The sequence below is a fragment of the Variovorax sp. ISS6 genome (assembly GCF_056523145.1).
Genome location: NZ_JAWRZC010000001.1, coordinates 6,314,119 through 6,339,255 on the forward strand (window position 1 = coordinate 6,314,119; position 25,137 = coordinate 6,339,255).

The following is a 25,137-nucleotide window of genomic DNA, read 5'->3' on the forward strand; positions in this document are numbered from 1 at the left end:
ACACCATGAAAGTCATCGTTCTGGGCGGCGGCGTGATCGGCACCACCACGGCCTACTACCTCGCGCGCTCTGGCGCCGACGTCACCCTGCTCGACCGGCAGGCCGGCCCGGCCGAGGAAACCAGCTTCGGCAACGCGGGCCAGGTGTCGCCCGGCTACTCCACGCCCTGGGCCGCGCCCGGCATTCCGCTGAAGGCGATCAAGTGGATGTTTCAGAAGCATGCGCCGCTGTCGATCCGCCCCGACGGCACGCTGTTCCAGCTGCGCTGGATGGCGCAGATGCTGCGCAACTGCTCGCCCGAGCGCTATGCGATCAACAAGGAACGCATGATGCGGGTGGCCGAGTACAGCCGCGGCTGCCTGCAGGCGCTGCGCGCCGAGACCGGCCTGCAGTACGAGCACCGCACCGGCGGCACCTTGCAGCTGTTCCGCACGCAGGCGCAGCTCGACGCGGTGCAGCGCGACATCGCGGTGCTCGAGGAATGCGGCGTGCCCTACGAACTGCTCGACCGCGATGCGCTGGCACGCGTCGAACCCGCGCTGGCCGGCGCGCGCGACCGCCTCGCGGGCGGCCTGCGGCTGCCGAACGACGAGACCGGCGACTGCCACCTGTTCACGCGCGGCCTGGCCGAGATCGCGCGCGGCCTGGGCGTGGACTTCCGCTTCGGCCAAAGCATCGAGGCGCTCGAGACCGAGGGCGGCCGCATCAGCGGCGTGCGCACCACGGCCGGCAAGGTGCTCACGGCCGACCGCTACGTGATGGCCTTCGGCAGCTACTCGCGCGCGGCCATCGCCTCGCTGGGCCTCGACATTCCCGTCTACCCGGTCAAGGGCTATTCGCTCACGGTGCCGCTGATCGACGAATCGCTGGCGCCGCAGTCGACCGTGCTCGACGAGACCTACAAGGTGGCCGTCACGCGCTTCGACAACCGCATCCGCGTGGGCGGCATGGCCGAGCTCTCGGGCTTCGACCTGCGCCTGAACCCGCAGCGCCGCGCCACGCTCGAGAAGGTGGTGAGCGACCTGTTCCCGGGCGGCGACCTGCCGCGCGCGAGCTTCTGGACCGGCCTGCGCCCGATGACGCCCGACAGCACCCCGATCGTCGGCGCCACGCGCTACCCGAACCTGTTCCTCAACACCGGCCACGGCACCCTGGGCTGGACCATGGCCTGCGGCTCGGGCAAGCTGATCTCCGACATAGTGACCGGCCAGCGGCCCGAGATCCGCACCGACGGGCTCGCGATGGACCGCTACGAGCAGGGGTCGCAGCGTATGCCTCAACCGCGCCCGGCCTCTGCGACGGCCTGAGAAAGCGGACTTCCGGACGCAGAGGACGCGAAGGTTTCGCGAAGGGCGCAAAACAATTCAATAAAAAATTGGTTTTCCTTTCGCGTCCTCTGCGAAACCTTCGCGTCCTCTGCGTCCGGCTGCCCGATCCCGTTTTTCAGGCGGCCTTCGCAACCGTCACGCCGCTGTCCATCCCCCGGTACACCTCGGCCTCGCCATGCCGCGCGAGCAGCTGCATCAGGTGCTTGCGGATCAGCATGCCCGGGCGATCCGACTCCATCGAGTACTCGACGCCGCGCCGGCGCGTGTCGACCAGCGCATCGGGATCGGTCGACTCGAGGATGTCCTTGTCCTCGCGCGTGATCTCCTCGTCGAAGGCGATCAGCATCGAGGCCGGGCAGTCGGCCTCGGTGTCGTTGCGGAACAGCCATTGGCACAGCTGCATGCGGTGGTCGTCGATCGGCGTGAAGCAGTTGATGATGATGTGGCGGATGCCGCTCGGGTACTCGATGTCGAGGCGGCGCGAGAACGGCAGGAAATAGGCATTGCGCATGTGGCGCGTGGTGATGGGATCGCTCACGCCGCTGATCGCATGGAATTTCGCGGGATTGGTCGCCTCGATGACGGTCTCCGCGTGGAAGCCCGCCTCGTTCTCCACCAGCTCGTACCGGCTCGGCTTCGGGCTCGCGGCCACGCCGAAGGTGGCGCGGTGCACGAAGCTGAAGTGCGAGTTGTCGAAGGAGTTCTCGAGCGCGCGCAGCGGACTGGTCCGCCACTCCTCGTGGAACTGGAAGATGGTGCGGTAACCCGGATCGTCGAACTCGGGAATGGCCGGGATGTCGGCGATCGGCTCCTCGAGCGCGACCCAGGCATAGCCATGGCGCGCGGTGCAGCGGTAGGCCGTGGTGCGGTAGTCGGGCGGGATCGGCCGCTCGGGGTCGTACTGCGGGATGCGGATGACCTGGCCGCCGCGGTCGTAGGTCCAGCCGTGGTAGCCGCACTGGATCGCGCCCTGCCCACAGGCCTGGCCCGCGCCGTCGACGCACCAGCCCTTGGAGAGCTTCGCGGTGCGGTGGCAGCAGCGGTCGCGCAGCGCGGCCGGCTGGCCCTCGGCGTCGAGGAAGAGAACGATGTCCTCGCCGAGCAGCCGGAAGGGCCTGGGCCCCTGGGCCAGGTCGGCGAGCGGCATGACGGCATGCCAGAACTTGCGGAAGACGGGTTGACGGGTGACGAGCATGCGTGGGACTCCTTCTGCGTTGCATGTCCGCGCACGACCAGCGATGCGCGGGGACGAACCGAAGAGCAATTTCCCGTCGCGGCCGGCTTCGCCAGGGGGTGGGACGAAGGCCGGTGGACTGAACGCTTCTACTCTGCGCCTTGCCCGATGCAAGTTGCGCGCCCGCATTGTGTCGCGCGGGCGATCCACCGTGCGCAATGCCCGAGCGCGCCGCCTTGGCATGCGGCATGCATTCCACGCCGCCGAGAGTAGAAGCGTTCAGCGGCAGATGCACCATCGAAGTGCGCCGCCCGGAAATTGCTCTTGCAGCGCCCGCGCCATGGCCCGCCGTTCAGGCGGTCATGATGCGGTCACCAGGACATCCGATCCGAGACAAACGAAACTGCCGCCCCGCCGCGGCGAACGCACGCCCTCTTTCCACGCATGAACTTCAGCGACACCCCCTCTCCCTCCTTCCCCGCCGAAACCGCGCTCGACGAACGCGACGGCCGCTACCTGCGCAAGGCCATCGTCTGGTCGCACCTCGCGCGCCGGCGCGGCAACCGGCCCTTCGGTTCCGTCATCGTCTCGGCCGCGGGCGAGGTGATCGCCGAGGCCTACAACAACACCGGCGAGACCGGCGACTGCACCGGCCATGCCGAGACCAACGCGATCCGCGCGCTCGCGGGCCGCGGCATCTCGCGCGAGGAACTGGCCGGCGCCACGCTCTATGCCTCGGGCGAGCCCTGCGTGATGTGCGCGGGCGCGATCTTCTGGTCGAACATCGGCCGCGTGGTGTTCGGCATCGACGCCGAGCGGCTGCGCGTGTTCCGCGGCGAGCGGCAGGACCAGCGCGATGCCGAGCTGTCGTGCCGCGACGTGTTCCGCGTCTCGCCGCACCCGATCGAATGCATCGGCCCGGCGCTGGTCGACGAGGCCAGCGCCGCGCACGACGGCGCCTGGAAGAGCTGACGCGGCACATAGACTCCCCGCATGCCCTGGCACGCCCGCCTCCATCTTTCCTACCGCCACGAAGCCGACCGCACCGTCGCCCGCTTCCGCCACGACGGCCCGTTGCGCATCCTGCAGAGCCTCTACCCCGAGGGCGATGCCGTCTGCCACAACGTGCTGGTGCATCCGCCGGGCGGGCTGGTGGGCGGCGACACGCTCGAGATCGAGGTCGAGGCCGCCGCCGGCAGCCATGGCCTGGTGACCACGCCCGGCGCCTCGCGCTTCTACCGCAGCGAGGGCGAGCGCGCGGTGCAGCGCACCCGGCTGCGGCTGGCGGCCGGCGCGCGGCTCGAATGGCTGCCGCTCGAGGCCATCTGCTACAGCGGCTGCGTGGCCGAGAACCGCATCGCCATCGAGGCCGAACCCGGCGCGGAGATGATCGGCTGGGACGTGGCGGCGCTGGGCCTGCCGCATGCGCACCAGCCCTTCGAGCGCGGCAGCCTGCTGCAGCACATCGAGGCGCCCGGCGTGTGGCTCGAGCGCGGCCGCATCGACGCGGCCGACCAGAGGCTGCTGCAAAGCCCGCTGGGCCTGGGCGGTCACCGCTGCCTGGCCTCGCTGTTCTACGTGGCGGGCACGCCGGCCGCGCGCGCCCGGCGCGAGGCACTGCTCGCGCTCGCGCGCGAATGCATCGAGGCCCAGGGCCTGGCCGGCAGCGCCGGCGCCACCAGCCCGCATGCCGAGGTGGTGGTGCTGCGCGTGCTCGCGCCGGTGGTCGAACCCGCGATGCGGCTGCTGCGCGAGGTGTGGCAGGCCTGGCGCGCCGAGCTCTGGTCGCTGCCGGCCGCCACGCCGCGCATCTGGTCGACCTGAAGTCCCTGGCCGTGGCGGCGGGGCGGAGGCTTCGGCTACAGTCCCGCACCTCCCCGCCTCAGGACCCGCCGCCAGAGTGACCCTCCGAAAATCCGCTCGCAGCCTGGTCGTGCGCCTCCTCGTGATGGGGCTGGTGATGGCGATCATCGGCACCGCCGCCAGCTACATCCAGCTCAGCCGCTTCCTGCGCGAGGACCTGACGCAGTCGGTGGCCTCGCAGCAGACCGCGCTGGCCGCCTACGTGGCGCGCGACGTCGACAACTACCTGGTGGAGCGCCTTGCCTTCCTCGAGCGGCTGGCGCAGGCCGTGCCGCCCGAGCTGCTGGCGCAGCCCGCGCCGCTGCACGCCTGGCTCGCGGAGCGCGGCGCGCTGAACCCGCTGTTCCCGCTCGGCCTGGCGCTCGCCACGCCCGATGGCAGGCGGCTCGACCAGGACGGGCAGTTTTCGACCGAGGCGCTGGAATTCGCCGCCGCGCGCGCCGGCCGGCGCGCGGTGGGCCGGGCGCAGGCGACGGCGGCGCATCACGCGGCCCTGCCCATGGCCGTGCCGCTGCGCGACGGCCGTGGCGAAGTGGTGGCCGTGCTGCTCGGCACCGCCGACCTCACGGCCGACGGCCTGCTCGACCACCTGCTGGAAGGCCGCGTGGGCCAGGCCGGCGGCATCCTCGTGATCTCGCCGCGCGACCGGCTCTTCGTCGCCTCGACCGACGCGACGATGATGCTGACCCCCACGCCGCCCGACGGCGTGAACCCGCTGCACGACCGCGCGATGGCGGGCTACCGCGGCAGCGGCACCACGCGCAACGCCCGCGGCATCGACGAGATCTCGGCCATCGCCTCGGTGCCGACCACCGGCTGGTTCGTGGTCGCGCGGCTGCCGGTGGCGGAGGCGCTCGCGCCGGTGGCGCGCATGCAGGCCTTCATCCTGCGGCAGCGCGCGCCGGCCGTGACGATGGTGCTGATCGTGATCGGCCTGATCATGGCCTGGCTGCTGCGCCCGCTGCTGCGTGCCGCCGACCAGGCCGACCGCATGACGCGCGGCGAGCTGCCGCTGGCGCCGCTGCGCGTGGTGCGCGACGACGAGATCGGCCACCTGACGCAGGCCTTCAACCGGCTGCTGGCCAAGCTGGTCGACAACCAGCAGGCGCTGGCACGGCTGGCCCACCACGACACGCTGACCGGCCTGCCCAACCGCAAGCTGCTCGACGAGCGGTTGCAGCAGGCGCTGGCCCATGCCGCGCGCCACAGGCAGCCGGTGGCCGTGCTCTACCTCGATCTCGACGGCTTCAAGCAGCTCAACGACACCCTGGGCCACGAGGCCGGCGACCTCGCGCTGCGCGAGATCGCGCGCCGGCTGCAGGCGCTGGTGCGGCAGACGGACACCGTGGCGCGCATCGGCGGCGACGAGTTCGTGCTGCTCGCCACCGGCCTCGTGGAGCCCGCGGAACAGGGCGCGCAGGTGTTGGCGCAGCGCTGCATCGCGGCGATCGCCGAGCCGCTGCAGCTGGCACGCGCGCGCACGCTGATCGGCGTGTCGGTGGGCATCGCGCTGGGCCGTGGCGGCGAGACGCCGCGCGACCTGCTCGCGGCCGCCGACCAGGCGATGTACCGCGCCAAGCAGGACGGCCACGCCGTGCCCGCGGCGCGCTGAACGCGCCCGCGCCGCTCAGCCCCGGGTTCAGCCCGCCGCGTCGGTGCGCGGCAGCCGCAGGTGCTTCTTCAGGTGCTCGAACACCTGCCGCGTGACCGGGTTCACCACGTGGCTGCGCACGTAGAGGTGGTAGGCCAGGTCGGGGAGCCGCGGCATGCCGTCGCCCACGCCGAGCACGCGCAGGCCCGCGTCGAGCTGCTCCACGCCGCGCGCCGTCACGCCCAGGCCCGCGCGCAGCGCCGCCTTGATGCCGATCAGGCTCGAGGAGGTGTAGCGCGGCGTCCAGGGCACGCCGGCCGCGTCGAGCGCCTCGTGGCCGATGCGCCGGAAGATGCTGGGCCCGTCGGCCATGATCAGCGGCACCGGCTTCGCCGGGTCGTGCACGTAGCCCGCGGCGCACAGCCACACGGTCGGCGAGTTGCGCAGCACCACGCCCTCGAACTGGGTGTCGATGCGGTTCGAGATGATCATGTCGACCTCGCCGCGCTTGAGCGAAGTCATGAGGTAGGGGCTGCGCGCCACGTGGATGTCGAGCTGCAGCAGCGGCGAGGTGCGCGCCACCTCGGTCAGCAGCAGCGGCAGCATGGTTTCGGCCACGTCGTGCGGCGCGCCGATGCGCAGGTTGCCCTCGAGCTGGCCCTCGCGCAGGCTGCGCAGCGCCTCGTCGTTGAGCGCCAGCAGGTGGTGCGCATAGTTGAGCAGGCGCTGGCCGTGCTCGGTCAGCCGCTTCTGCCGGCCCTGCCTGGCGAACAGCGGATGGCCGATCTGCTCCTCGAGCCGCTGCATCTGCTGCGTGACCGCGGACTGCGTGCGGTCCAGGTGCACCGCCGCGGCGGCGAAGCTGCGATGGGTGACGACGGCGGCGAGCGTGCGCAGCAGTTCGAGGTCGAGCGTGGGCATTCATTAATTTTATTGATGTGTTTTGCGCCCGTGCTGGATTGTTCGGCGCCGCCGGGCTCACTACAGTGGCTGCACAGAAATCGGGCAGCCCCACAGGAGAAACCGCATGAGCACCGCATCCGTTCCACGCCGCGAAGCCGTCGAGACGGCCATCGCCAGCATGAAGACATCCATCGCCAACGGTGAACCGACGCGCGAGAAGCTGGCCGAGGTGCTCGAAGCGCTGCAGGGCCTGGCCGCCCGCACCGACTACTGGCAGGCCGGCGACTACCCGCCGCCCGAGCCCGGCGAGCACCAGGCGCGCTACCTGATCGCCGAGGACGCCGACCAGAGCTACGCGCTCTATCTCAACGTGATGCGCCCGGGCAAGCGCATCGTGCCGCACAACCACACGACCTGGGCCTGCATCGCCGCGGTGGAAGGCACCGAGCACAACCGCGTCTACCGGCGGCTGGACGACGGCTCGGTGCCCGGCGTGGGCCGGCTCGAGGAGACCGCGCTGGTGGTGGTCGCGCCCGGCGCCGGCATCGCGCTGATGCCCGAGGACATCCACTCGGTGGAGATCCAGGGCGAGCAGACCATCCGCCACCTGCACATGTACGGCCGCGCGCTCGAGACGCTGGACCGCCGCACCGCCTACGACCTCGCGGCCGGCACCTGCCAGACCATGGGCATCGGCGTGCAGACGCGGCGCTGAACCGGTTCCCCGCTTTCTTCCTTTTCGCTTTCCCCATGACCTCCATCGACCCGAAGACCCTCAAGCGCTGGCTGCACGACGGCGGCGAGATCGCGCTGCTCGACGTGCGCGAGCACGGCCAGTACGGCGAGTCGCACCTGTTCCTCGGCGTGCCGCTGCCCTTCAGCCGGCTCGAGCTCGATGCGCCGCGCCTGCTGCCGCGCCGCGGCGTGCGCGTCGTGACCTATGACGGGGGCGACGAGGAGAGCCGGGGCGTCGCTCATCGCGCGGCCGAACGCCTGCGGGCGCTCGGCTACGGCGACGTGCACGTGCTCGAGGGCGGCACGCGCGCCTGGCAGGCCGCGGGCCATGCGCTGTTCGCGGGCGTGAACCTGCCCTCGAAGACCTTCGGCGAACTGGCCGAGGAGGCCTACCATACGCCGCGCATCGGCGCCGACGAACTCGCCGCCATGCTCGCGCGCCGCGACGACGTGGTGGTGCTCGACGGCCGGCCCGTGAGCGAGTTCTTCAAGATGAACATCCCGGGCGCGACCTGCTGCCCCAACGGCGAACTCGCCTACCGCGTGCGCCGGCTCGTGCCCGATGAGCGCACGACCATCGTCGTCAACTGCGCGGGCCGCACGCGCAGCATCATCGGCGCGCAGACGCTGATCAACCTCGGCGTTCCGAACCCGGTCTATGCGCTGGAGAACGGCACGCAGGGCTGGTACCTGGCCGACCATGCGCTCGCGCACGGCGGCACCGAGCGCTATGCCGACGACAGCGGCAATTGCGAGCTGCGCGGCGCCGCGCAGGCGCTGGCCGCGCGCTTCGGCGCGCCCACGGTCGATGCGCGCACGGTGCGCGACTGGGCCGGCGACGCGGGCCGCAGCCTGTTCCTGTGCGACGTGCGCACGCCCGAGGAATTCGCGGCCGGCAGCCTGCCCGGCGCGCAGCACACGCCGGGCGGGCAACTGCTGCAGGCGGCCGACCAGTACCTGGGCGTGCGCGGCGCGCGGCTGGTGCTGTTCGACAGCGACGGCGTGCGCGCGCCCACGGTCGCGAGCTGGCTGCGCCAGATGGGCCACGACGCGAGCGTGCTCGAGGACGGGCTCGCGAGCGGGCTGGCGCTCGAGGCGATCGATGCGCCGATGCCGAAGCCGCTCAGCACCATCGATGCGCACGCGCTGTCGGCGCGCATCGAGAGCGGCGAGGTCGCGCTGGTCGACCTGCGCCCGGGCATGGCGTTCCGCGCCGGCCACATCGCGGGCGCGCGCTGGTCGATCCGGCCGCGGCTGGCCGACGACCTGCGCGGCGAGGCGCGCCAGTTGGTGCTGGTGGCCGACGATCCGGCGCTCGCCGCCTGGGCCGTCGCCTCCGAGCTCGCGGACCACGCGGCGCCGCTGCTGCTCGAGGGCGGCATGGCCGCATGGCGCGCCGCCGGGCTGCCGCTCGAGGCCACGCCCGCGCTGCCCAGCGATGCCGACTGCATCGACTACCTGTTCTTCGTGCACGACCGCCACGACGGCAACAAGGAGGCCGCGCGCCGCTACCTCGCCTGGGAGACCGGCCTGGTCGCGCAGCTCGACGCGCAGGAGCGCGCCGCCTTCCGATTGCCGGGCGCGCCGCACGCGTAGCCCTCGCCCCCGTTCCTCGCCAGTCCACGGACCGCGGCTTCGCGCCACGGTCCGGCCTCCGCTCGTCCTCGTTCGTTCCGTCCAGGAGTTCACCATGTCGACTGCATCCGGCCTTTCCCCGCACCGTCCGTCCCGCCTGCGCCGCGCGCGCTGGCTGCTCGCCGCGGCCTGGAGCGCCACGCTCGTGCTGCAGGGCGCGGCGGCCGACCCGCTGCCCGCGCGCAACGGCTACCCCACGCAGCCGATCCGCTTCGTCTCGCCGTTCCCTCCGGGCGGCGGCAACGACGCCACCGCGCGCCTGGTGACCACGCGCCTGGCCGAGATCACGGGCCAGCCGGCCGTGGTCGACAACCGCGGCGGCGCGGGCGGCAACATCGGCGCCAAGGCGGTGGCCGATGCCAGGGCCGACGGCTACACCGTGCTGACCTCGCAGGTCTCGATCATGGCGGTGAACCCCGCGCTGTACGCGGCGCCGGGCTTCGACCCGGTCAAGAACTTCGTGCCGATCACGCAGATCAACGCGGCGCCGCTCGCGCTGGTGGTGGAGGCGAACTCGCCGCTCAAGTCCTTCGCCGACCTGGCCGCGAAGGCCAAGGCCAGCCCCGGCAAGCTCACCTATGCCACGCCGGGCAACGGCACGCTCTCGCACCTGGTCGGCGTGGTGCTGCAGAAGGACAACGGCGTCGACATGACGCACGTGCCCTACAAGGGCGCCGGCCCCGCGCTCACCGACCTGCTCGGCGGCCAGGTCGACGTGCTCGTGACCTCCACTGCCTCGGTCGCGGGCATGGTGCAAAGCGGCAAGTTGCGCGTGCTGGCCGTGACCAGCCCGCGCCGCATCGGCGTGTTCGCGAAGGCGCCCACGCTCGAGGAGCTCGGCTATGCCAATGCGCGCTTCGAGGACTGGTACGGCTTCTTCGCGCCGGCCGGCACGCCGCCCGAGCGCGTGGCCTATCTCAACGAGGCGATCGTGCGCACCCTGCACCTGCCCGAGGTGAACAGGCAGGTGACCGACGGCGGCAGCGAGGTGGTCGCGAACACGCCCGAGGCCTTCGCGGCGCAGCTCAGGCAGGACATCGAACGCTGGTCGCGCATCGTGAAGCTGTCGGGCGCGCGCGCCGACTAGCATCGGCGAACGCCTCCACGACAGAGAACAAGCCCATGCCCGCCTCGCCCACCGATCCCTCCGGCCTGTCCCTCGAAACCCGCATCGCCCACCTCGGCAAGCACCCGGCCCATGCGGGCGGCGCGCCGGTCAACCCGCCGCTGGTGCGCGCCAGCACGGTGGTGTTCGACAGCGTGGCCGCGATGCGCGACGCCCGCGCGCGGCGCGGCGAGGAGCGCGTCTTCAGCTACGGCGCGCGCGGCACGCCCACCACCTTCGCGCTCGAGGATGCGGTGAGCGAGCTCGAGGGCGGCTACCGCACGCGGCTCTTTCCCACCGGCCTCGCGGCCATCGGCATGGTGCTGCTGTCCTACCTCAAGCCGGGCGACCACGTGCTGATGTCCGACAGCGTCTACGAGCCGGCGCGCCAGCTGGTGCATTCCTTCCTCGATCCCTACGGCATCCGCTGCAGCTTCTTCGCGGCCGACGGCAGCGGCATCGAGGCGCTGTTCGAGCCCGCCACGCGGCTGGTCTACGCCGAGTGCCCGGGCTCGCTGGTCTACGAGATGTGCGACCTGCCGAAGCTGGCCGCGCTCGCGCATGCGCGCGGCGCGCTGCTGGCGGCCGACAACACCTGGGGCTCGGGCCTGCAGTACCGCCCGCTCGCGCTCGGCGCCGACATCTCGCTGATGGCCGCCACCAAGTACCTCTCGGGCCACTCCGACGTGATGATGGGCACGGTGGCGACCACGCGCGAGGCCTGGCGCGCGCTCAACGAGCGCTGCGACGCCTTCGGCATGACCGTGAGCCCCGACGACGCCTGGCTGGTGCTGCGCGGCATCCGCACGCTGTCGGCGCGGCTGCGCCTGCACGAGCAGCATGCGCTCGAGGTCGCGCGCTGGCTGCAGGCGCGACCCGAGGTCGCGACCGTGTTCTGCCCCGCGCTGCCCACGCACCCCGGGCACGATCTCTGGCGGCGCGACTGCAGCGGCACCAACGGGCTGCTGTCCTTCGAGCTGCGGCCGGAGATCGCGCCGACCGCGGTCGAGCGGCTGGTCGATGCGCTCTCGCTGTTCGGGCGCGGCTCGTCCTGGGGCGGCTACGAGAGCCTGGTGGCCTGGGCCAACATGCGCGCGGCGCGCAGCGTGAGCGACTGGAGCGCGCGCGGCGCGGTGGTGCGGCTGCACGTCGGGCTCGAGGCGCCGGCCGACCTGGTGGCCGACCTCGGCCGCGGCTTCGCGGCCGCCGGGGCCGGCGAGGCCGGCTGAGGGCGCCGGGCCGCGTTCCCGCGCCCGGGCGGGCCGATCGGCTTTGTCAGCATCTGTTTCCTTTCCGCGGCTTCGGCGGCGCGGAACAGGGCCGCGAGAGCGCCGCCCGCACCCCGGCAGCCACCGCCGGTCACCAGGACGTGAAAAAAGCCCCTGCTCCGGGCAACAATTAGTGACCTTTTCTTAAGGCCAAAGGTTACATTCAGGCTCCAGCGCAGCGCACACCTGCCATGAACCGGATCGGCTTCTCCCCACGCACCCCTTTCCCGCCGGAAAGCACGCGCTCGCGCACGGCGAGCTTCATCCCCTGGCTGATCGCGGTCCAGCTCTTCGTGCTCGTGCCGATGCTGGCCTTCAGCGTCTATGTCACCACCCGCATGGGCGACCAGGCAGAGGCCCGCGAGCGCCAGTTGCTGCTCGACAAGGCCAACAGCACCGCCGCCGCGATGGCGCGCGAGGCCGACCGGCTGCGCGCCGACGTCCACCAGCTCGCCGCCGTGCCGCGCTCGGGCCAGCGCTTCGAGGTACAGGGCCCGGGCGAAGCCTCGCCCGCGCTCCATGCCGTCTACCGTCCCGATGGCACGCCGTGGCTGGCCGATGTACCGGCCGCGCTCGTCGGCCTGCGACCCGAGGGTTTCGGCGTGGTGCTGCGCGAACAGATCTGGCCCGAGGGCTGGGTTGCCTCGCTGGTCGACGCCAGCGGCAAGGTGGTCGCGCGCTCGCGCGACGAGGACCGCTATCTCGGCCACCACGCCACGCCCCAGCTGCGGCAGAAGATCGCCGGCGCCGACCGCAGCGTCAGCAGCACCCTCACGCTCGACGGCCTGAAGGTGCTCTCCACCATCGCGCCGGTGCCCGGCACGGCCTGGTGGGTCGCGGTCGGCGTGCCAGAGGACACCCTGACCCGCAGTGCCCGCAACCCGCTGGCCTCGCTGCTCGGCATGGGCAGCTGCCTGGTCGTGCTTGGCCTGGCGGCCTCGGCGCTGATCGCGCGCCGGCTCAACCGCGAATTCCGGCCCGCTTCGATGGACGTGCCCGACGTGGTGGTGCCCACCGCCACCGCGCGCGCGCTCACCGTGCCCGGCCCCGCGGCCGAGGCCATGCCGAAGACCGGCGTGGCCGCCGAAATGGCGCCCGCGCCCGACGACATGGCGCGCGACGACATCACCGGCCTGCCGCTGCCCGAGGTCTTCCTCGCCCAGGTGCGGCAGGCCCGCACCGTGGCCGAGAACAGCCCCGGCTTCCTCTGGTGCGCGATCAGCGTCGAGCTCGGCGGCCTCGCCGCGGCACGCGACCGCCTCGGCGAGGAAGCGGCCGAACGGCTGCTGCAGGCCTTCGTCGGCCGCATGCGCCGCTCGGTGCGGCCCGGCGACGCCTGCGGGCGCATCGACGCCGACACCTTCGTCATCGTGCTGACCGGCCCGCGCGACGGGCTGGCGCAGGCCGCAGAGCGCGTCGGCTCCTCGCTGGTGCGCGGCGCGCGGGCGCTCGGCCACGGGCTGGACTGCAAGGTCGGCTTCGCCATCGGCGACCCGGCGCGACCGGTCACGGCGGTGCTCGAGCAGGCCGCCCATGCGCGGCAGGAAGCCCGCATCGACGGCGCCAGTGCCACGCGCTGGTTCAACGTCATCGCCTGAGCCTCCCGGCCTCCTACGGCCACCGCCGTCGCCTCGTGCGATCATGCCCCGCCGCGCACGGCGGCTTTTGATCCAGGAGGTATCCGGTTTTGGTTTCGACAGGCAGGAACTGGCGCATGCGCGCCGCACCGCTCGTGGCCCTGACGATGGCGCTGGCCATCGCGGGCTGTTCCACCCCATCCCCGGGCAGCGCGCCCGTCGAGAAGAGCGATGCGCGCGGTCCCGGCAACTACGTGGTGCAGCCGGGCGACACCCTGTACCGCATCGCCTCGAAGACCGGCCGCCGGATGCAGGACATCTCGCGCTGGAACGGCATCGACGACCCGGACAAGCTCGAGGTCGGCCAGGTGCTGCGCATCGTGCCGCCGGGCGGCGCGTCGGAGCCGCCGCGCACCGCGGGCGGCGAGCGCGAACCCTCGAAGCGGCCCGTGCCGCCGGCACCGCGCGAATCGGGCCCGCCGCCCTCGCGCGTCGGCACCGGCGACTGGGCCTGGCCCGCGCCGGGCCCGGTGATCGCGGGTTTCAACGGCGGCAGCAACAAGGGCGTCGACATCGCCGGCAAGCTCGGCGAGCCGGTGGTCGCCGCGGCCAGGGGCGTGGTCACGGTCAGCGAGACCCTGCGCGGCTACGGCAACGTGCTCATGATCGACCACGGCGGCTCGCGCATGTCGGTCTACACCCACCTGCGCAGCGCCCTGGTGAAGAAGGGCCAAACCGTGCAAAAGGGCCAGCAGATCGCCGAGATGGGCAATACCGACGCCGACCGGGTCAAGCTGCATTTCGAGGTCCGCGTGGGCGGGCGCGCGGTCGATCCGCGTTCATTCCTGGCCGACGGACGATAAATTCCGCCGCCGGAATAGGGTGGCGGGCTCGAATTGGGATTGCCGGTCGCGCACCGGACTTGGGCATCCGGGTATTCCAGTGCGAGTTCTTTGCGGTCGTCCAATTGCAGCCTCGACGGCCGGCGGCGAATCCCGCGCGATGCGGTGAAGTCGAATTCATTCACCGACCGGCACGGAAGCCTGCCAGCCCGAATCCCCAATTCCCAAAAAGGAATCCGGGATTCCGCTTCCCGATCAGATAAAGTCGGCGGGCCGGATTCGATGCCGGCACGGATTGGCGATGGGCCAAACCGGATGCCTTTTTTGTAGACCACCTGTCTGCGACTCGTCCTGATTTCGATCTTGCGACAATTGCTGACAACGAAAAATGCGTTCGCGGCCTAATCTCGCCAGCTCTCCTCTCCTCACTCAAATACAAAGCATCTCCATGGCCAAGACATTCCAACAGGTCCAGAAGCAAATCGAACAACTCCAGAAAGAAGCCGATCAGCTTCGCAAGAAGGAAGCCGACGGCGTCCTCGAGCGCATCCGCGAAGCCATCGAGGTGTATGGCTTCACGGCCGCCGAATTGGGTTTCGGCCGCTCGCCCGGCCGTCCCGCCGCCACGGCGAAACCCGCCGCGCGCCAGGGCCGCAAGGGTCGCAAGGCCGCCGGCAATGCGCCCAAGTTCAGGGACGACCAGGGCAATGTGTGGAGCGGCCGCGGTCCGCGTCCCGGCTGGTTCAAGGCCGCGCTCGAAGCCGGCAAGTCGCCCGACGAACTGCTCGCGAAATAAGGCGACGGACTTCGGGAGGCGCCGCTACCACCGGTGCGCCATCCCGAAACCCGCCTTTGGCGCTTTCGAATTGCACATGCGGCCCTCGAGGCCGCATGTCTTTTTGGGGCGGCCGAATTGCGCCGCCGGGCTATCGCCCCAGGGGCCGCAATCCCTCCACCAGCAGCACCACCGCATCCGCGCCGGCCTTGCGGTCGCGCGCAATCGCCGCATAGCCGGGATCGTTCTGGAATGCGCGCGCGGCCTCCTTGTCAGCGAATTGCATCACCACCACCTTGTCGCGCTGCCATCCGCCTTCGAGGATTTCGGGCGCTTCGTCGGCCACGAGCAATTGCGCGTCGAAGCGCGCGAACACGGCCGGGAATGCGCGTTGATAACGCCGGTAGGCCTCGAGGTCTTTGAAGGCGAGTTGCGCAATGATGTAGGCAGGCATCTTCGGAATGTCTCCTGTGTCGCTTCGGTCTTTGATGGGCGATGCGGCGACGATCGGATCCATTCGCGGTCGCCGGCCGCATCGCCTCCAGTATCCATTCGCGAAAAGCCGAAACGCGCGTCCCATTGCGTGCATCGGCAATAGGCCGAAAGGCGGACCACCGAGCAAAGAGTCCCGGCAGCGGGGAAACGTCATGAAATGGCGCGCGGCGTCGCCGACGGCAGTTCGCCGAACAGCGCCTTGTAGCGCTGCGAGAAATGGCTCAATTGATGGAACCCCTGCGCCTCGGCCGCCTGCGACACGCTGCATTGCGCGGCCGAGGTGGCCAGCAGGCGGCCGCGCACCGCATTGAGCCGCAGGCTGCGCAGGTAATGCACGGGCGTCGTGTCGGCCATCTGCCGGAAGCCGTTCTGCAGGCTGCGCCGGCTGGTGCGCAGGCGCCGGCACAGCGCCTCGATGTCGGGCGGCGCGGCACCGCTGGCGGCCACGATGCGATGGCACTCCGAGACGATGAAGCTCGCCGAGCTGCCCGCCACGCCCGGTGGGGCACCGGCCGCCCCCTCGAGCACGGCATGCAATGCCTCGAAGGCGATGCACGCGGCGGCTTCCTCGTGCGCGGTATCGCCGCCCTGCACCAGCCCCAGCAAGGCGTGCCGCAAGCGCGCCACGGCTTCGGCCGGCGCGCGCAGCACCGGCTGCGACAGCAGGCGCAGCGCCTGCGGCGGCAAGGGCCGCGCATCGAGCAGGCGGCGGAACTGCTCGGCCTCGAAGGTCACGGCCAGCAGTTCCATGCCGCGCGGACGCTGCAAGGTGAAGTCCTCGCCGGCGCGCAGCAGGAACAGGCTGTGGTCCTCGAGCGCGCGGCCCTGCACGCGCGGAACGCCGGCGCCCTGGCCATTGCCGACCGCGAAGCACAGCCGTCCCGCCGGCAGGCAGCCCTGCTGCACGACGCGCTCGCTCATCCACTTGCGGAACACGTGCACCCCGCCCGACACGGCTTCGGCCAGCGTGCTGCGCATCACGCCCTGCGACAGCTGCAGGTAGCGCTGCTGCCACTCGGGCGCGGAAGCACCATGCAGGTGGAAGTCGTCGTACAGGTCGAGGGTGATGGCCATGCGTCGGCAAGGGGCGGTGGGACGCCAGCGTACGCCGGCCCGCGCATTTTGCCGATTTGGGTTAACGAGCGTTCGGCCTCCCGCCGCACACTGCCGGCCTCTTCACACAGGGCAGCCCCATGACCGAGGAACAGACCCAACAAGCCCTTCTGGGCGACTGGACCAGCATCGCGACCGAAGTCCGGCCCAGCGCCGCGAAGAATGCCGACGGCACGCTCAAGCCCTTCTACCTGAAGCGCGCCTTCAAGGCCCTGCCCGACGACCGCTTCGAGCTCGCCATCGTCAACTCGGCCGACCCGAACGGCGCCGTGCCGCTCGCGCGCATCCTCATCAAGGGCCACATGCTGTGGCGCGGCGCGCACCCGATCGCGGCCGGTGCGCAGAAGGTGGACTTCGTGGCCGACGAGGCCTACGAGGTCACGCCGCTGATCCAGGGCTTCGCCGACCTGCTGAACCAGGTGGCGAGCCAGGGCTATGCGAAGTGGGAGCTCAACGGCACGCAGAGCGTGTTCGGCAAGAGCTTCGCGCCCTTCGGCCTGGCGGCGGGCCGCCATTTCATGGAGTACGACCTCGTCCACCTGCGCGGCGACATGCTGTTCTGGGGCGCGCGCCACATCGACGGCCGCGGCTTCGACACCGAGCAGAACCGGCCGACCAACCTGCAGATCCCGCTGGTGCGCCCCTGATCAGCGCGCGAGCGTGGCCTCGATGAAGGCCACGGCGCGCGCCAGTCCCTGCTCGGCGCGCATGCGCTCGCCGAGTTCGCGCGCCCGCGAGCGCACCGCCTCGTCGTCGGTCCAGGCGATGCCGCGCGCCAGGTCCTGCGCCGTGAGCCGCGTGCCGGCCACCGCCTCGGGTGCCACGCCGGCGCGCGCGAGCTGGTGGGCCCAGAAGAACTGGTCGCCCGCGAACGGCACCACCACCGAGGGCACGCCGGCACGCGCCGCCGAATGCGCGGTGCCCGAGCCGCCGTGGTGCACCACCGCCGCCATGCGCGCGAACAGCCAGTCGTGCGGCACGTCGCCCACCACGTGGAAGTTGGCCGGCAGCCCCTGCAGCGCCATGCCGCTCCAGCCCGGGTTGAACACCGTGCGCCGGCCCGCCATCGCCTCGACCAGCATCGCGCGCATGCGCACCGCATCGAAGCCCGTCATGCTGCCGAAGCCCAGGTAGACCGGCGCCTCGCCCGCCTCCAGAAAAGCCTGCAGCGCCGCGGGCACCTGCCAAGCGCTGGCGGGCGGCATCCACTGCCCGAAGGCCACCGCGTTGGCGGGCCAGTCGGCTGGGCGCGGCAGCAGGCTCGGCGAGAAGCCGTAGAGCATCGCGTGCCCGTCCCACATCTTGCCGCGTGCCGGCAGGCCGCGGACCTCGGCGCGCGCCGCATTGATCGCCGGGCGGAAGGCGCGCCACAGCATCGCGTTGACGAAGCGATGGCTGGTGCGGTGCAGCCAGCGCGGCACCTTCGCGGGCGGCACGAAGGGCGTGGCGAAATCGCGCGTGGGCGTGAGCGGGAACATGCCCGCGCCGATCACCGGCACGCGCAGCGCATCACCGGCCGAGAGTCCGACGAAGGCCGCGAGGCCCGCCGACACGATGGCGTCGCAGCCGTGCGCCGCCTCGACGGTCTGCCGCAGCCAGGTTGCGGCATTGGCATTGGCGATGGCCGCGAGCGCCTTCGCGGCCGCGCCCGGGTTGTGGCTCTGCGCGACCACGTTGGCGATCGCGCCGCTCGCGCCCAGCGCGCCCTGGATGTCGCCGGCCAGCGCCAGCGAGCGCACGCCCAGGCGCTGCGCGGCGCCGAGCGTGGAGGCATCGGCCAGCAGCAAGGTCGAATGGCCGGCCGCGTCGAGCGCATGGCACAGCGCGGCGAGCGGACGCGCATCGCCCTCGGTGCCGTAGGTGACGACCGCGATCCTCATGCGCGCTTCCTCCTCGCGGCCTTGGCACCCGCGCGCGTGCCGTCGACGAAGACCTCGACGATCGCCGCGAACTCCTCGCCCAGTTCCAGGCCCGGCAGCGTGAGCCAGCGCATCAGCGCGCCGAAGTACAGGTGGTGCAGCAGCTGCGCGAGATGATCGGGCGCGAGGTCGGCGCGCAGGCTGCCCTCCTGCTGCGCATCGCGGATCAGCAGCGCGAACAGCCCGATCAGGTCGCGCGGCCGGCCCTCGGGATCGCCGCCGCCGTCGAGCTCGCTCTCGATGTTGAGGAAGCGAAAGCGGAAGTAGTCGAGCAGGTAGGCACGATGGCGCCGCGACCACTCGGCCGAGGCCTCGAGCAGCCGCACGAGCCGCGCCTCGAAACCGCCGGGCGCGCCGACCAGTTCGGCCAGCCGCGCGGTATCGGCCGCGAGCTCCAGGTGGATCCAGTGCGCGAGCACTGCCTCCTTGGTCGCGAAATGGTTGTAGAGCGTGCCCTTGGCCACGTCGGCCCGCAGCGCGATCTGCTCCATCGTGGTGGCGTCGTAGCCCTGGGCCTCGAACAGTTGCATGGCGGTGGTCGCCACGTGGTCGAGCGTCTGGACGCGCCGCCGTTCGCGGCGGCCGGGGATCTCCGGGACTGGCAAGGCGAAACCTTCAAAGTTGAACGTCGTCCAAGTTTATACGACATCCAAAATCGAACGGCATTCAATTCCCGTCGAAACGAGGCGGCTGCGTGGCCGCCCTCCCCTCACCAGGCGTAGCCCGCCTGCACCCGCGTCGCGATGTGGCTGCCGCTGCCGCCGCTGGTGGCGGTGGACACGCCGAGCCCGAGGTTGAGGTTCTCGCTCACCTGGTAGCCGAAGGCGAAGCCGATCGCCGATGCGCCCGCGTAGTTGCCCACGGCCGCGCCCATCCACTTCTTGCCGGCGGCGAGCGCCGGCATCGCCGGCATCGCGAGCGAGGCCGCCACGCCGCGCGCGGCGAAGGCATTGGACTGCTGCACCGCGCCGCTCACGGCCTGCTGCAGCTGGTTGACGTTGACCGCGTCGGTGCCCAGCAGGCCCGGCGCCACGTTGGCGATCGCGCGCAGCTGGCCGGTGGCCGCGTTGCCCACCGACACCGTGTTGTCGCGATCGGCGACCGAGCCCTGGCCAAGTGCCACCGAGTTGCTGCCCGAGGCCAGCGTGTTGGCGCCGAGCGCGACCGCGTTGTTGCCCGTCGCCACCGCGTTGTTGCCGACCGCGGTGGTGGGGTCGGCCAGCGCCCGCGCGCCCGCGCCGATCGCCACCGAACCCTTGTGCTCGGCGCGCGCACCGTTGCCGATGGCGGTCGTGTCTTCGCCGATCGCCTGCGCGTTCGTGCCCATCGAGGTGCTGCCGGCGCCGCTGGACACCGAGCCGCTGCCGCAGGCCACCGCGCCCGAGGCGTTCATCGAGCACACGCCGCTGGCCAGCGCCTGGTTCATCAGCGCCTGCAGCGCCGTGACCTGCTGCACCGTGAAGTTGTTCGCCGAGCTGACCGCGCTCTGCTGCGCTTGCTGCACCTGGCCCACATTGGCCGCGTCGGTCGCGTTCTGCCCCGCCGCCACGTTGGCGATGGTGGTGCCCGCGCCGCCATTGGCATTGAGCTGCAGCGAGGTGCCGCCCGCGCCGTACTGCGCCGAGTTCTGCGCCAGGCCCAGTGCCGAATTGGCGGTGCCCTGCGCGGCCGTCGCGGTGCCCTGTGCCGCGTTGGCGGTGGTCTGCGCGGTGGCGGCCGCGCCCTGGGCGGCCGTGGCGGTCGTCTGCGCGGCATTGGCCGTGGTCTGTGCCGCGGCGGCGGCGGCCTGCGCGGCCGTGCCCGTGGCCTGCGCGGCGGCAGCGGCCGCCTGTGCTGCCGTGGCCGTGCCTTGCGCCGTATTCGCCGCTGTCGACGCAGCATTGGCCGTGGTCTGCGCGGCAGCGGCCGCCGTCTGCGCCGCGGTGGCCGTGCCCTGCGCCGTGGTCGCCGCCGTCGATGCGGCATTGGCCGTGGTTTGCGCGGCAGCGGCCGCCGTCTGCGCTGCCGTGGCCGTGCCTTGCGCCGTGCCCGCCGCCGTCGACGCGGCATCCGCCGTGGTCTGCGCGGCGGCAGCGGCCGTCTGCGCCGCCGTCGCCGTGCCCTGCGCGGCGCTGGCCGCCGCCGACGCACTGTTCGCCGTCTGCTGCACGCCGTGGAGCTGGCTGCCGTTGACCGCATCGGTGCTGGTGGCCGTCACCGCGCCCGCGCTCACGTTGACCAGCCCGCGCGTCTGGCCGGCCGATCCGAACGAGACCGTGTTGGCATCGGTCGCGACCGAGTTCGCGCCGATCGCCACGCTGCCGTTCGCGCCGCTCGCCACCTGGCTGCCGCTGCCCAGCGCCACGCTGCCCGCGGCCTGGGCCGAGGCACCGGCCGATCCATTGCCCGCGCCGCCGATCGCGGTACTCGCGGCGCCCGATGCGACCGCGCCCGAGCGCGTGCCGTCGGCGCTGCCGAGTGCGATCGCGCCCGTGGCGGAGGCCTGCGCGCCATTGCCGCCCGATGGCGCGGTACCGCCGCAGCACCCTTCGGCACCATTGCCCCCCGCACCCAATGCGATCGCCCCGCTGCCGGCTGCCGTGGCGCCGCCACCGCCCGCGCCACCGTGGCCCCCGGCCACGCCCAGGCCGCCGTTGCCGCCGCCGCCGATGGCCATGGCGCCTTGACCGCCCGTTGCCGTGGCACCGCTACCGCCTGTGCCACCGGTTCCCCCTGAATTGGCCTCGCCACCATGGCCGCCGCCGCCAATGGCCATGGTTCCTTGGCCGCCAGCCGCCGAGGCTCCTCTGCCGCCCGCGCCACCGGTTCCCCCTGCGGACTCGCCGCCGTTGCCGCCGCCGCCTATGGCCGTGGCGCCCTGGTCACCAGCCAAGGCCCCTTGGCCGCCCGCTCCACCGGCTCCCCCGGCGGCCTGGCCGCCATTGCCGCCGCCGCCAACGGCCGTGGCGCCGCCCCCGGTCACGCTCGCGCCCGAACCGCCCACGCCACCTGTTCCGCCAGCGAAGGCATCGCCGCCACGCCCGCCCGCGCCCATCGCGGAGCCGCCGGCGGCGGTCGTGCTCGCGCCCGAGCCACCGGAGCCGCCCGTGCCGGTCGAATTCGCATTGCCGCCGCTCCCTCCCGCGCCGATCGCGGAGCCTCCCGCGACGGTGGTGCTCGCGCCCGAACCGCCAGCGCCGCCGGTCGCGCCCGAACTCGCATTGCCGCCGTTGCCGCCCCCGCCGATCGCCGTTGCACCGCCGGCGGCCTGCGCCGCCGCCCCGCCGCCGCCGCCCGAGCCGCCCGAATCGCTGGTGCCGCCATTGCCGACACCGCCGCCGCTGAAGCCCGCGGCAAAGCTGCCGCCAGCCATGAGCAGCGCCGCGAGCGGCACCGCGCGCAGCAGGCGCCGCATGGACGATGGGCCACTCGGAATGGAGCGAGGAATGGTGCGCACGGCGCGAAGGGGTGCTTGCATGGTGTCTCTGACGCGTTGAAAAAACGCAACGGAGTGTGTCCTCACGGTCCTCGTGCAGCCATCCCCGAAAACAAGTAAATCGCTCCTAGAATCGGCGCCGGCGTCTTCCACGCCTCCCGTCCGCGGAAAGGGCTGCGCCCAGGTTTCATCCCCCATCGCATGCCCATGCGACTCCCGGCCAGACAGCGGACACGGCCGACACTGGAGTTCGTATGTCCAACGCCCCTCGCGACACCCATCGCGCCTCGGCCCGCAGCGGCCACATCAACCTCGAGCAGCAGCGCAAGCGCGCCAAGGAATTGCTCGAGCGGCTCACCGATGGCAGCGCCGCCGCGCCACCGTCCCTTCTCTCGCGCCGGAGCGCTTCGGCACCACGGCTGGCCGACGCCCAATGGCTGATCGCGCGCGAACTCGGCTTCGCGAGCTGGCCCAGGCTCAAGGCCCATGTCGACGCGGTCGACTTCGCCGCGGCGCATCCGGGTTTCGTGGCCGACGACGAGGCCGGCACCCGGCACTGGCGCTGCGGCAACGACATCGCCCACACCCTGCAACTGGCCGGCTTCCGCGGCGCCTTCCACATGTTCGCGGACCCGCTGTGCATGGGTCCGGTGCCCGAGCAGCCCGAGGCCGCCTTCATCGAGACGCGCAGCGCCTTCGTCGCCCGGACCTTCGGCCTGCCGCCCGACGATGCACGCGGCCGCATGCGCGGCGAATACGAAGCGCTCGCGAACCTGCCCGATGCCGGCCGCGCCGTGCTCTGGTGCGAAGCCGATGCTTACGACCAGCTGTTCCTGATCGCCGTGCTCGCGCGGCTCGAGCGCCTGCCCGCGAAGCTCGAGCTGATCGAGATCGATCGCGTGCCCGGCGTCGACCGCTTCATCGGCATCGGCCAGCTCGCACCCGCGGTGCTGGCCTGGCTGTGGCCGCGCCGCAGGCCCATCGATGCGCCCGCGCTCGAACTCGCGCGCAACGCATGGCGTGCCTACCGCGCGTCCTCGCCCGAAGCCTGGGCCGACATCGCGCATGGCAAGACGCCCGCCCTGCCCTTCCTCGCGCCCGCGTTGCGGCGGCAGTTGCAGGAACTGCCCTCGCTGCGCGACGGCCTCTCGCTGACCGAGCGCCTGGTGCTCCAGACCATCGACGAGCACGACCGACCCGCGTTCGGCCAGGTCTATGCCGAACTCAACGAGCATCGCGAGCCGCTGCCCTTTCTCGGCGACCTGATGTTCCATGCGCTCGTGCGTCCCTTGATCGACGCGGCCGAGCCGCTGATCGTGGAATCCGAGGCACAGCGCGACTGGCCCCGGCGCCCGCTCGAGCTCACGACGCTGGGCCGGCGCGTGCTCGCGGGCGAGACGTACTGGATCGACCATGCGAGCCACGAACGCTGGATCGGCGGAGTGCGCATCGAGCCCCGCAAAGCGCACTGGGCGATCGACGATGCACTGCGCCCCGTGTGGCGCGGCGAGCCTCGCTGAGTCCGAAGTGCGCGGGGCGCTTTGCTACCCTGCGCGCTTCATCCCACCCGAGCGCCCCATGACCACGATCTCCGTCCGCCAGGCCGTGATGGCCGACCTCGATGCACTGGCCGCGCTGTTCGACCAGTACCGCCAGTTCCAGGCCCAGCCCGGCGACCTGCCCGCCGCACGCGCCTTCCTGCGCGAGCGTCTCGACCATGGCGAGTCGGTGCTCTTCCTCTGCCACGACGGCGCCGTGTCCGTGGGCTTCGCGCAGCTCTACCCGATCTTCTCGTCGGTCTCGCTCACGCGCGTGTTCATCCTCAACGACCTGTTCGTCGCCGCGGCCGGCCGCCGCAAGGGCGTCGCCTCGCGCCTGCTCGCGGCTGTCGAGTCGTATGCATGGTCACTGGGTGCCGCGCGCATCTCGCTGAACGTCGCACGCGAGAACGTGTCGGCGCAGCAGCTCTATGAACGGCAAGGCTGGGAACAGGACGGCAAGTACTTCATGTACCACCGCTTTCCTGCAGCTTCGTAGTACCGCGCCAGGGCGGCGATGCAGAGGTCCAGTCCAGTTGCAAGGCCCGGTGCCCTCACCCTAACCCTCTCCCAGAGGGAGAGGGAACAAGACGCCGAGCGAAGCGATGGCCCGATCCCCCCCCTCTGGCTGCGCCGAGGAGCGCAGCGTTTCGCGGATCAGGGCTCGCAGCTGTTTGAGCGAAGCGAGTTCTGCGAGACCCCGCGAAACGCGAGCACCGCAGGTTGCCCGTAGCGAAGCGGAGGGACGCAGACAGCGGGGTCGCCTTCTCTTTGGTTACTTTCTCTTGGCGAGACAAGAGAAAGTGACTCGCCCGCCGGGGCGAGACCCGGCCTGCAATCTCAAACCCCCTTCAACCCATCCACCATCAAAGGCAAAAAGACTTCCGAAGCCCCTCTCAGCACGACACGCGCCCTGTCGTCCAGATGCGCAATAGGCTCCATGTTCAACGTGATCAACGCAGCCCCATGCGCCATCGCAGCCACTGGCAAATCCGCAGCCGGATAAACCACCGCCGTACTCCCCACCAGCAAGAACAGATCGCAATCCGTCGAAGCTTCCTGCGCATCCATCAACACCCCCGGATTCAGCATCTCCCCAAACATCACCACATCGGGCCGCGCATGCCCCCCACACCGCAGGCAGCGATGAAAGGGCCAGGGCCCATGCCGATTGCCGCACCGATCGCACCGCCAGCGCCGCAGATTCCCATGCAGCTCCAGCACGTCCATGCATCCCGCCTGCGTCAGCAGCCCATCCACGTTCTGCGTGATCAATCGCGTAGCCGGCCGCAACCGCTGCAGCGCAGCCAGCGCCCGATGCCCCGGATTCGGCGCCGCCTCCTCGATCACGGCCAGACGCTGCGCCCAGAACTTCGTGAAGCCTGCGGGATCGCGCGCCAGATCCTCCGCATGCGAGAACTGGATCGCGTTCTGCTGCATCCACAGCCCATCGGCGTCCCGGTAGGTCGGGATGCCCGAGGCGCGGGACAGCCCCGCGCCGGAAAAAACGACGACGCGCCGGCTCGCGTTCAGCAGGCCGATCGCCGTCTCCAACTCTTCTTGCATGAATGAAAAAACGCTTCCTTCGGAAGCGTGGTGATCGTCAGCGGACCATTCTCGCCCAGCTCAACAGCAGCGCCCCTTGCCCGCGCCGTAGCGCGCCTCGAGCCGCTCGCGGAAGAAGGCCTCGTAGCTCATCGGCGGCCGGTCGGGATGCGTGGCCGCCATGTGGCTCAGGTAGACGTCGTAGTCGGGCATCCCGACCATCAGCCGCAGCGACTGCCGGATCGAGCGCGCGATGTAGCGCCCGGTGTCCGCGAGGCCGCGGCCCGCGGCGGACGCTTCGTCGACCTGCATCTCG

General features: G+C 71.5%; 23 protein-coding genes. 14 read left to right on the forward strand and 9 right to left on the reverse strand.

Annotation, left to right across the window (positions count from 1 at the left end; genetic code table 11):
• The first annotated feature begins 5 nt into the window (after window positions 1-5).
• A complete protein-coding gene (locus AC1HIL_RS29080) occupies window positions 6-1,307 on the forward strand; it encodes a D-amino acid dehydrogenase (protein WP_413762590.1) in 1,302 nt (433 codons plus the stop codon).
• Window positions 1,308-1,443: 136 nt separating this feature from the next.
• On the opposite strand, the gene AC1HIL_RS29085 is transcribed toward AC1HIL_RS29080, so the two are convergent.
• On the reverse strand, window positions 1,444-2,523 hold the full coding sequence (locus AC1HIL_RS29085; protein WP_479670624.1) for an aromatic ring-hydroxylating dioxygenase subunit alpha: 1,080 nt from the start codon (window positions 2,521-2,523) through the stop codon (window positions 1,444-1,446).
• 423 nt (window positions 2,524-2,946) lie between these two features.
• Between AC1HIL_RS29085 and AC1HIL_RS29090 the strand changes: the two genes are divergently transcribed.
• The 3 genes from AC1HIL_RS29090 to AC1HIL_RS29100 all read left to right on the forward strand — a co-directional run bounded on the left by AC1HIL_RS29090 (window position 2,947) and on the right by AC1HIL_RS29100 (window position 5,977).
• Window positions 2,947-3,474 (forward strand): nucleoside deaminase, encoded by a 528-nt coding sequence (locus AC1HIL_RS29090; protein WP_057591583.1) that lies wholly within the window; start codon window positions 2,947-2,949, stop codon window positions 3,472-3,474.
• 21 nt (window positions 3,475-3,495) lie between these two features.
• Window positions 3,496-4,326 (forward strand): urease accessory protein UreD, encoded by an 831-nt coding sequence (locus AC1HIL_RS29095; RefSeq protein WP_479670625.1) that lies wholly within the window; start codon window positions 3,496-3,498, stop codon window positions 4,324-4,326.
• A 76-nt stretch (window positions 4,327-4,402) separates the two neighbouring features.
• Window positions 4,403-5,977 carry a diguanylate cyclase domain-containing protein gene (locus AC1HIL_RS29100; RefSeq protein WP_479670626.1) on the forward strand — a complete coding sequence of 525 codons (1,575 nt, stop codon included), beginning with the start codon at window positions 4,403-4,405 and terminating at the stop codon, window positions 5,975-5,977.
• A 27-nt stretch (window positions 5,978-6,004) separates the two neighbouring features.
• On the opposite strand, the gene AC1HIL_RS29105 is transcribed toward AC1HIL_RS29100, so the two are convergent.
• Window positions 6,005-6,877 (reverse strand): LysR substrate-binding domain-containing protein, encoded by an 873-nt coding sequence (locus tag AC1HIL_RS29105; RefSeq protein ID WP_261210749.1) that lies wholly within the window; start codon window positions 6,875-6,877, stop codon window positions 6,005-6,007.
• A gap of 106 nt (window positions 6,878-6,983) precedes the next feature.
• Here AC1HIL_RS29105 and AC1HIL_RS29110 point away from each other — a divergent pair, with 106 nt between their 5' ends.
• From AC1HIL_RS29110 to AC1HIL_RS29140, 7 genes are all read left to right on the forward strand, one after another.
• Entirely contained in the window at window positions 6,984-7,574 is a 591-nt protein-coding gene (locus tag AC1HIL_RS29110; protein ID WP_057591587.1) for a cysteine dioxygenase family protein, read from the forward strand.
• Window positions 7,575-7,609: 35 nt separating this feature from the next.
• Window positions 7,610-9,190: a rhodanese-like domain-containing protein gene (locus AC1HIL_RS29115; RefSeq protein WP_479670627.1), complete on the forward strand. Its 1,581-nt coding sequence runs from the start codon at window positions 7,610-7,612 to the stop codon at window positions 9,188-9,190.
• 94 nt (window positions 9,191-9,284) lie between these two features.
• Window positions 9,285-10,316 carry a Bug family tripartite tricarboxylate transporter substrate binding protein gene (locus tag AC1HIL_RS29120; protein WP_057591589.1) on the forward strand — a complete coding sequence of 344 codons (1,032 nt, stop codon included), beginning with the start codon at window positions 9,285-9,287 and terminating at the stop codon, window positions 10,314-10,316.
• 35 nt (window positions 10,317-10,351) lie between these two features.
• The gene (metC, locus tag AC1HIL_RS29125) at window positions 10,352-11,563 is read left to right on the forward strand and encodes a cystathionine beta-lyase (RefSeq protein ID WP_479670628.1); all 1,212 of its coding nucleotides are present in this window, start codon (window positions 10,352-10,354) and stop codon (window positions 11,561-11,563) included.
• A 230-nt stretch (window positions 11,564-11,793) separates the two neighbouring features.
• The gene (locus AC1HIL_RS29130) at window positions 11,794-13,200 is read left to right on the forward strand and encodes a sensor domain-containing diguanylate cyclase (protein ID WP_413762584.1); all 1,407 of its coding nucleotides are present in this window, start codon (window positions 11,794-11,796) and stop codon (window positions 13,198-13,200) included.
• A 116-nt stretch (window positions 13,201-13,316) separates the two neighbouring features.
• Entirely contained in the window at window positions 13,317-14,042 is a 726-nt protein-coding gene (locus tag AC1HIL_RS29135; protein ID WP_261210743.1) for a peptidoglycan DD-metalloendopeptidase family protein, read from the forward strand.
• Between the two features lie 427 nt (window positions 14,043-14,469).
• A complete protein-coding gene (locus tag AC1HIL_RS29140) occupies window positions 14,470-14,817 on the forward strand; it encodes an H-NS histone family protein (RefSeq protein ID WP_057591593.1) in 348 nt (115 codons plus the stop codon).
• Window positions 14,818-14,947: 130 nt separating this feature from the next.
• Here the strand turns inward: AC1HIL_RS29140 and AC1HIL_RS29145 are convergent, their stop codons facing one another.
• The gene (locus AC1HIL_RS29145) at window positions 14,948-15,313 is read right to left on the reverse strand and encodes a DUF1330 domain-containing protein (protein ID WP_216087353.1); all 366 of its coding nucleotides are present in this window, start codon (window positions 15,311-15,313) and stop codon (window positions 14,948-14,950) included.
• Between the two features lie 128 nt (window positions 15,314-15,441).
• Window positions 15,442-16,365, reverse strand: coding sequence for a helix-turn-helix domain-containing protein (locus AC1HIL_RS29150; RefSeq protein WP_057591595.1), 924 nt, complete (start codon window positions 16,363-16,365; stop codon window positions 15,442-15,444).
• Window positions 16,366-16,484: 119 nt separating this feature from the next.
• Here AC1HIL_RS29150 and AC1HIL_RS29155 point away from each other — a divergent pair, with 119 nt between their 5' ends.
• Complete coding sequence (locus tag AC1HIL_RS29155; RefSeq protein WP_057591596.1) at window positions 16,485-17,051, forward strand: hypothetical protein; 567 nt, start codon at window positions 16,485-16,487, stop codon at window positions 17,049-17,051.
• Here the strand turns inward: AC1HIL_RS29155 and AC1HIL_RS29160 are convergent, their stop codons facing one another.
• The 3 genes from AC1HIL_RS29160 to AC1HIL_RS29170 all read right to left on the reverse strand — a co-directional run bounded on the left by AC1HIL_RS29160 (window position 17,052) and on the right by AC1HIL_RS29170 (window position 21,780).
• Window positions 17,052-18,284 carry a glycosyltransferase gene (locus AC1HIL_RS29160; RefSeq protein ID WP_479670629.1) on the reverse strand — a complete coding sequence of 411 codons (1,233 nt, stop codon included), beginning with the start codon at window positions 18,282-18,284 and terminating at the stop codon, window positions 17,052-17,054.
• Window positions 18,281-18,928, reverse strand: coding sequence for a TetR/AcrR family transcriptional regulator (locus tag AC1HIL_RS29165; RefSeq protein ID WP_479670630.1), 648 nt, complete (start codon window positions 18,926-18,928; stop codon window positions 18,281-18,283). The genes AC1HIL_RS29160 and AC1HIL_RS29165 overlap by 4 nt, the downstream gene beginning before the upstream one ends.
• Window positions 18,929-19,032: 104 nt before the next feature.
• Window positions 19,033-21,780, reverse strand: coding sequence for a YadA family autotransporter adhesin (locus tag AC1HIL_RS29170; protein ID WP_479670631.1), 2,748 nt, complete (start codon window positions 21,778-21,780; stop codon window positions 19,033-19,035).
• A 212-nt stretch (window positions 21,781-21,992) separates the two neighbouring features.
• On the opposite strand from AC1HIL_RS29170, the gene AC1HIL_RS29175 reads away from it, so the two are divergent.
• Both AC1HIL_RS29175 and AC1HIL_RS29180 read left to right on the forward strand, forming a co-directional pair.
• Entirely contained in the window at window positions 21,993-23,258 is a 1,266-nt protein-coding gene (locus tag AC1HIL_RS29175; RefSeq protein ID WP_479670632.1) for a DUF1835 domain-containing protein, read from the forward strand.
• 58 nt (window positions 23,259-23,316) lie between these two features.
• Window positions 23,317-23,775, forward strand: a complete 459-nt coding sequence (locus AC1HIL_RS29180) for an N-acetyltransferase family protein (protein ID WP_479670633.1) — start codon at window positions 23,317-23,319, stop codon at window positions 23,773-23,775.
• Between the two features lie 341 nt (window positions 23,776-24,116).
• On the opposite strand, the gene AC1HIL_RS29185 is transcribed toward AC1HIL_RS29180, so the two are convergent.
• Entirely contained in the window at window positions 24,117-24,842 is a 726-nt protein-coding gene (locus tag AC1HIL_RS29185; RefSeq protein WP_479670634.1) for an SIR2 family NAD-dependent protein deacylase, read from the reverse strand.
• Window positions 24,843-24,902: 60 nt separating this feature from the next.
• On the reverse strand, window positions 24,903-25,133 hold the full coding sequence (locus AC1HIL_RS29190; protein WP_057597219.1) for a YbdD/YjiX family protein: 231 nt from the start codon (window positions 25,131-25,133) through the stop codon (window positions 24,903-24,905).
• Window positions 25,134-25,137 lie beyond the last annotated feature (4 nt).

Bases quoted from the DNA above. Each gene is read 5' to 3' on its own strand.
- metC (WP_479670628.1), top strand. From the start codon at position 10,352: ATGCCCGCCTCGCCCACCGATCCCTCCGGCCTGTCCCTCGAAACCCGC.
- AC1HIL_RS29105 (WP_261210749.1), bottom strand. From the start codon at position 6,877: ATGCCCACGCTCGACCTCGAACTGCTGCGCACGCTCGCCGCCGTCGTC.
- AC1HIL_RS29135 (WP_261210743.1), top strand. From the start codon at position 13,317: ATGCGCGCCGCACCGCTCGTGGCCCTGACGATGGCGCTGGCCATCGCG.
- AC1HIL_RS29085 (WP_479670624.1), bottom strand. From the start codon at position 2,523: ATGCTCGTCACCCGTCAACCCGTCTTCCGCAAGTTCTGGCATGCCGTC.
- AC1HIL_RS29150 (WP_057591595.1), bottom strand. From the start codon at position 16,365: ATGGCCATCACCCTCGACCTGTACGACGACTTCCACCTGCATGGTGCT.
- AC1HIL_RS29190 (WP_057597219.1), bottom strand. From the start codon at position 25,133: ATGCAGGTCGACGAAGCGTCCGCCGCGGGCCGCGGCCTCGCGGACACC.
- AC1HIL_RS29175 (WP_479670632.1), top strand. From the start codon at position 21,993: ATGTCCAACGCCCCTCGCGACACCCATCGCGCCTCGGCCCGCAGCGGC.
- AC1HIL_RS29145 (WP_216087353.1), bottom strand. From the start codon at position 15,313: ATGGATCCGATCGTCGCCGCATCGCCCATCAAAGACCGAAGCGACACA.
- AC1HIL_RS29160 (WP_479670629.1), bottom strand. From the start codon at position 18,284: ATGAGGATCGCGGTCGTCACCTACGGCACCGAGGGCGATGCGCGTCCG.
- AC1HIL_RS29080 (WP_413762590.1), top strand. From the start codon at position 6: ATGAAAGTCATCGTTCTGGGCGGCGGCGTGATCGGCACCACCACGGCC.
- AC1HIL_RS29130 (WP_413762584.1), top strand. From the start codon at position 11,794: ATGAACCGGATCGGCTTCTCCCCACGCACCCCTTTCCCGCCGGAAAGC.
- AC1HIL_RS29120 (WP_057591589.1), top strand. From the start codon at position 9,285: ATGTCGACTGCATCCGGCCTTTCCCCGCACCGTCCGTCCCGCCTGCGC.
- AC1HIL_RS29140 (WP_057591593.1), top strand. From the start codon at position 14,470: ATGGCCAAGACATTCCAACAGGTCCAGAAGCAAATCGAACAACTCCAG.
- AC1HIL_RS29115 (WP_479670627.1), top strand. From the start codon at position 7,610: ATGACCTCCATCGACCCGAAGACCCTCAAGCGCTGGCTGCACGACGGC.
- AC1HIL_RS29095 (WP_479670625.1), top strand. From the start codon at position 3,496: ATGCCCTGGCACGCCCGCCTCCATCTTTCCTACCGCCACGAAGCCGAC.
- AC1HIL_RS29090 (WP_057591583.1), top strand. From the start codon at position 2,947: ATGAACTTCAGCGACACCCCCTCTCCCTCCTTCCCCGCCGAAACCGCG.
- AC1HIL_RS29110 (WP_057591587.1), top strand. From the start codon at position 6,984: ATGAGCACCGCATCCGTTCCACGCCGCGAAGCCGTCGAGACGGCCATC.
- AC1HIL_RS29180 (WP_479670633.1), top strand. From the start codon at position 23,317: ATGACCACGATCTCCGTCCGCCAGGCCGTGATGGCCGACCTCGATGCA.
- AC1HIL_RS29170 (WP_479670631.1), bottom strand. From the start codon at position 21,780: ATGCAAGCACCCCTTCGCGCCGTGCGCACCATTCCTCGCTCCATTCCG.
- AC1HIL_RS29155 (WP_057591596.1), top strand. From the start codon at position 16,485: ATGACCGAGGAACAGACCCAACAAGCCCTTCTGGGCGACTGGACCAGC.
- AC1HIL_RS29185 (WP_479670634.1), bottom strand. From the start codon at position 24,842: ATGCAAGAAGAGTTGGAGACGGCGATCGGCCTGCTGAACGCGAGCCGG.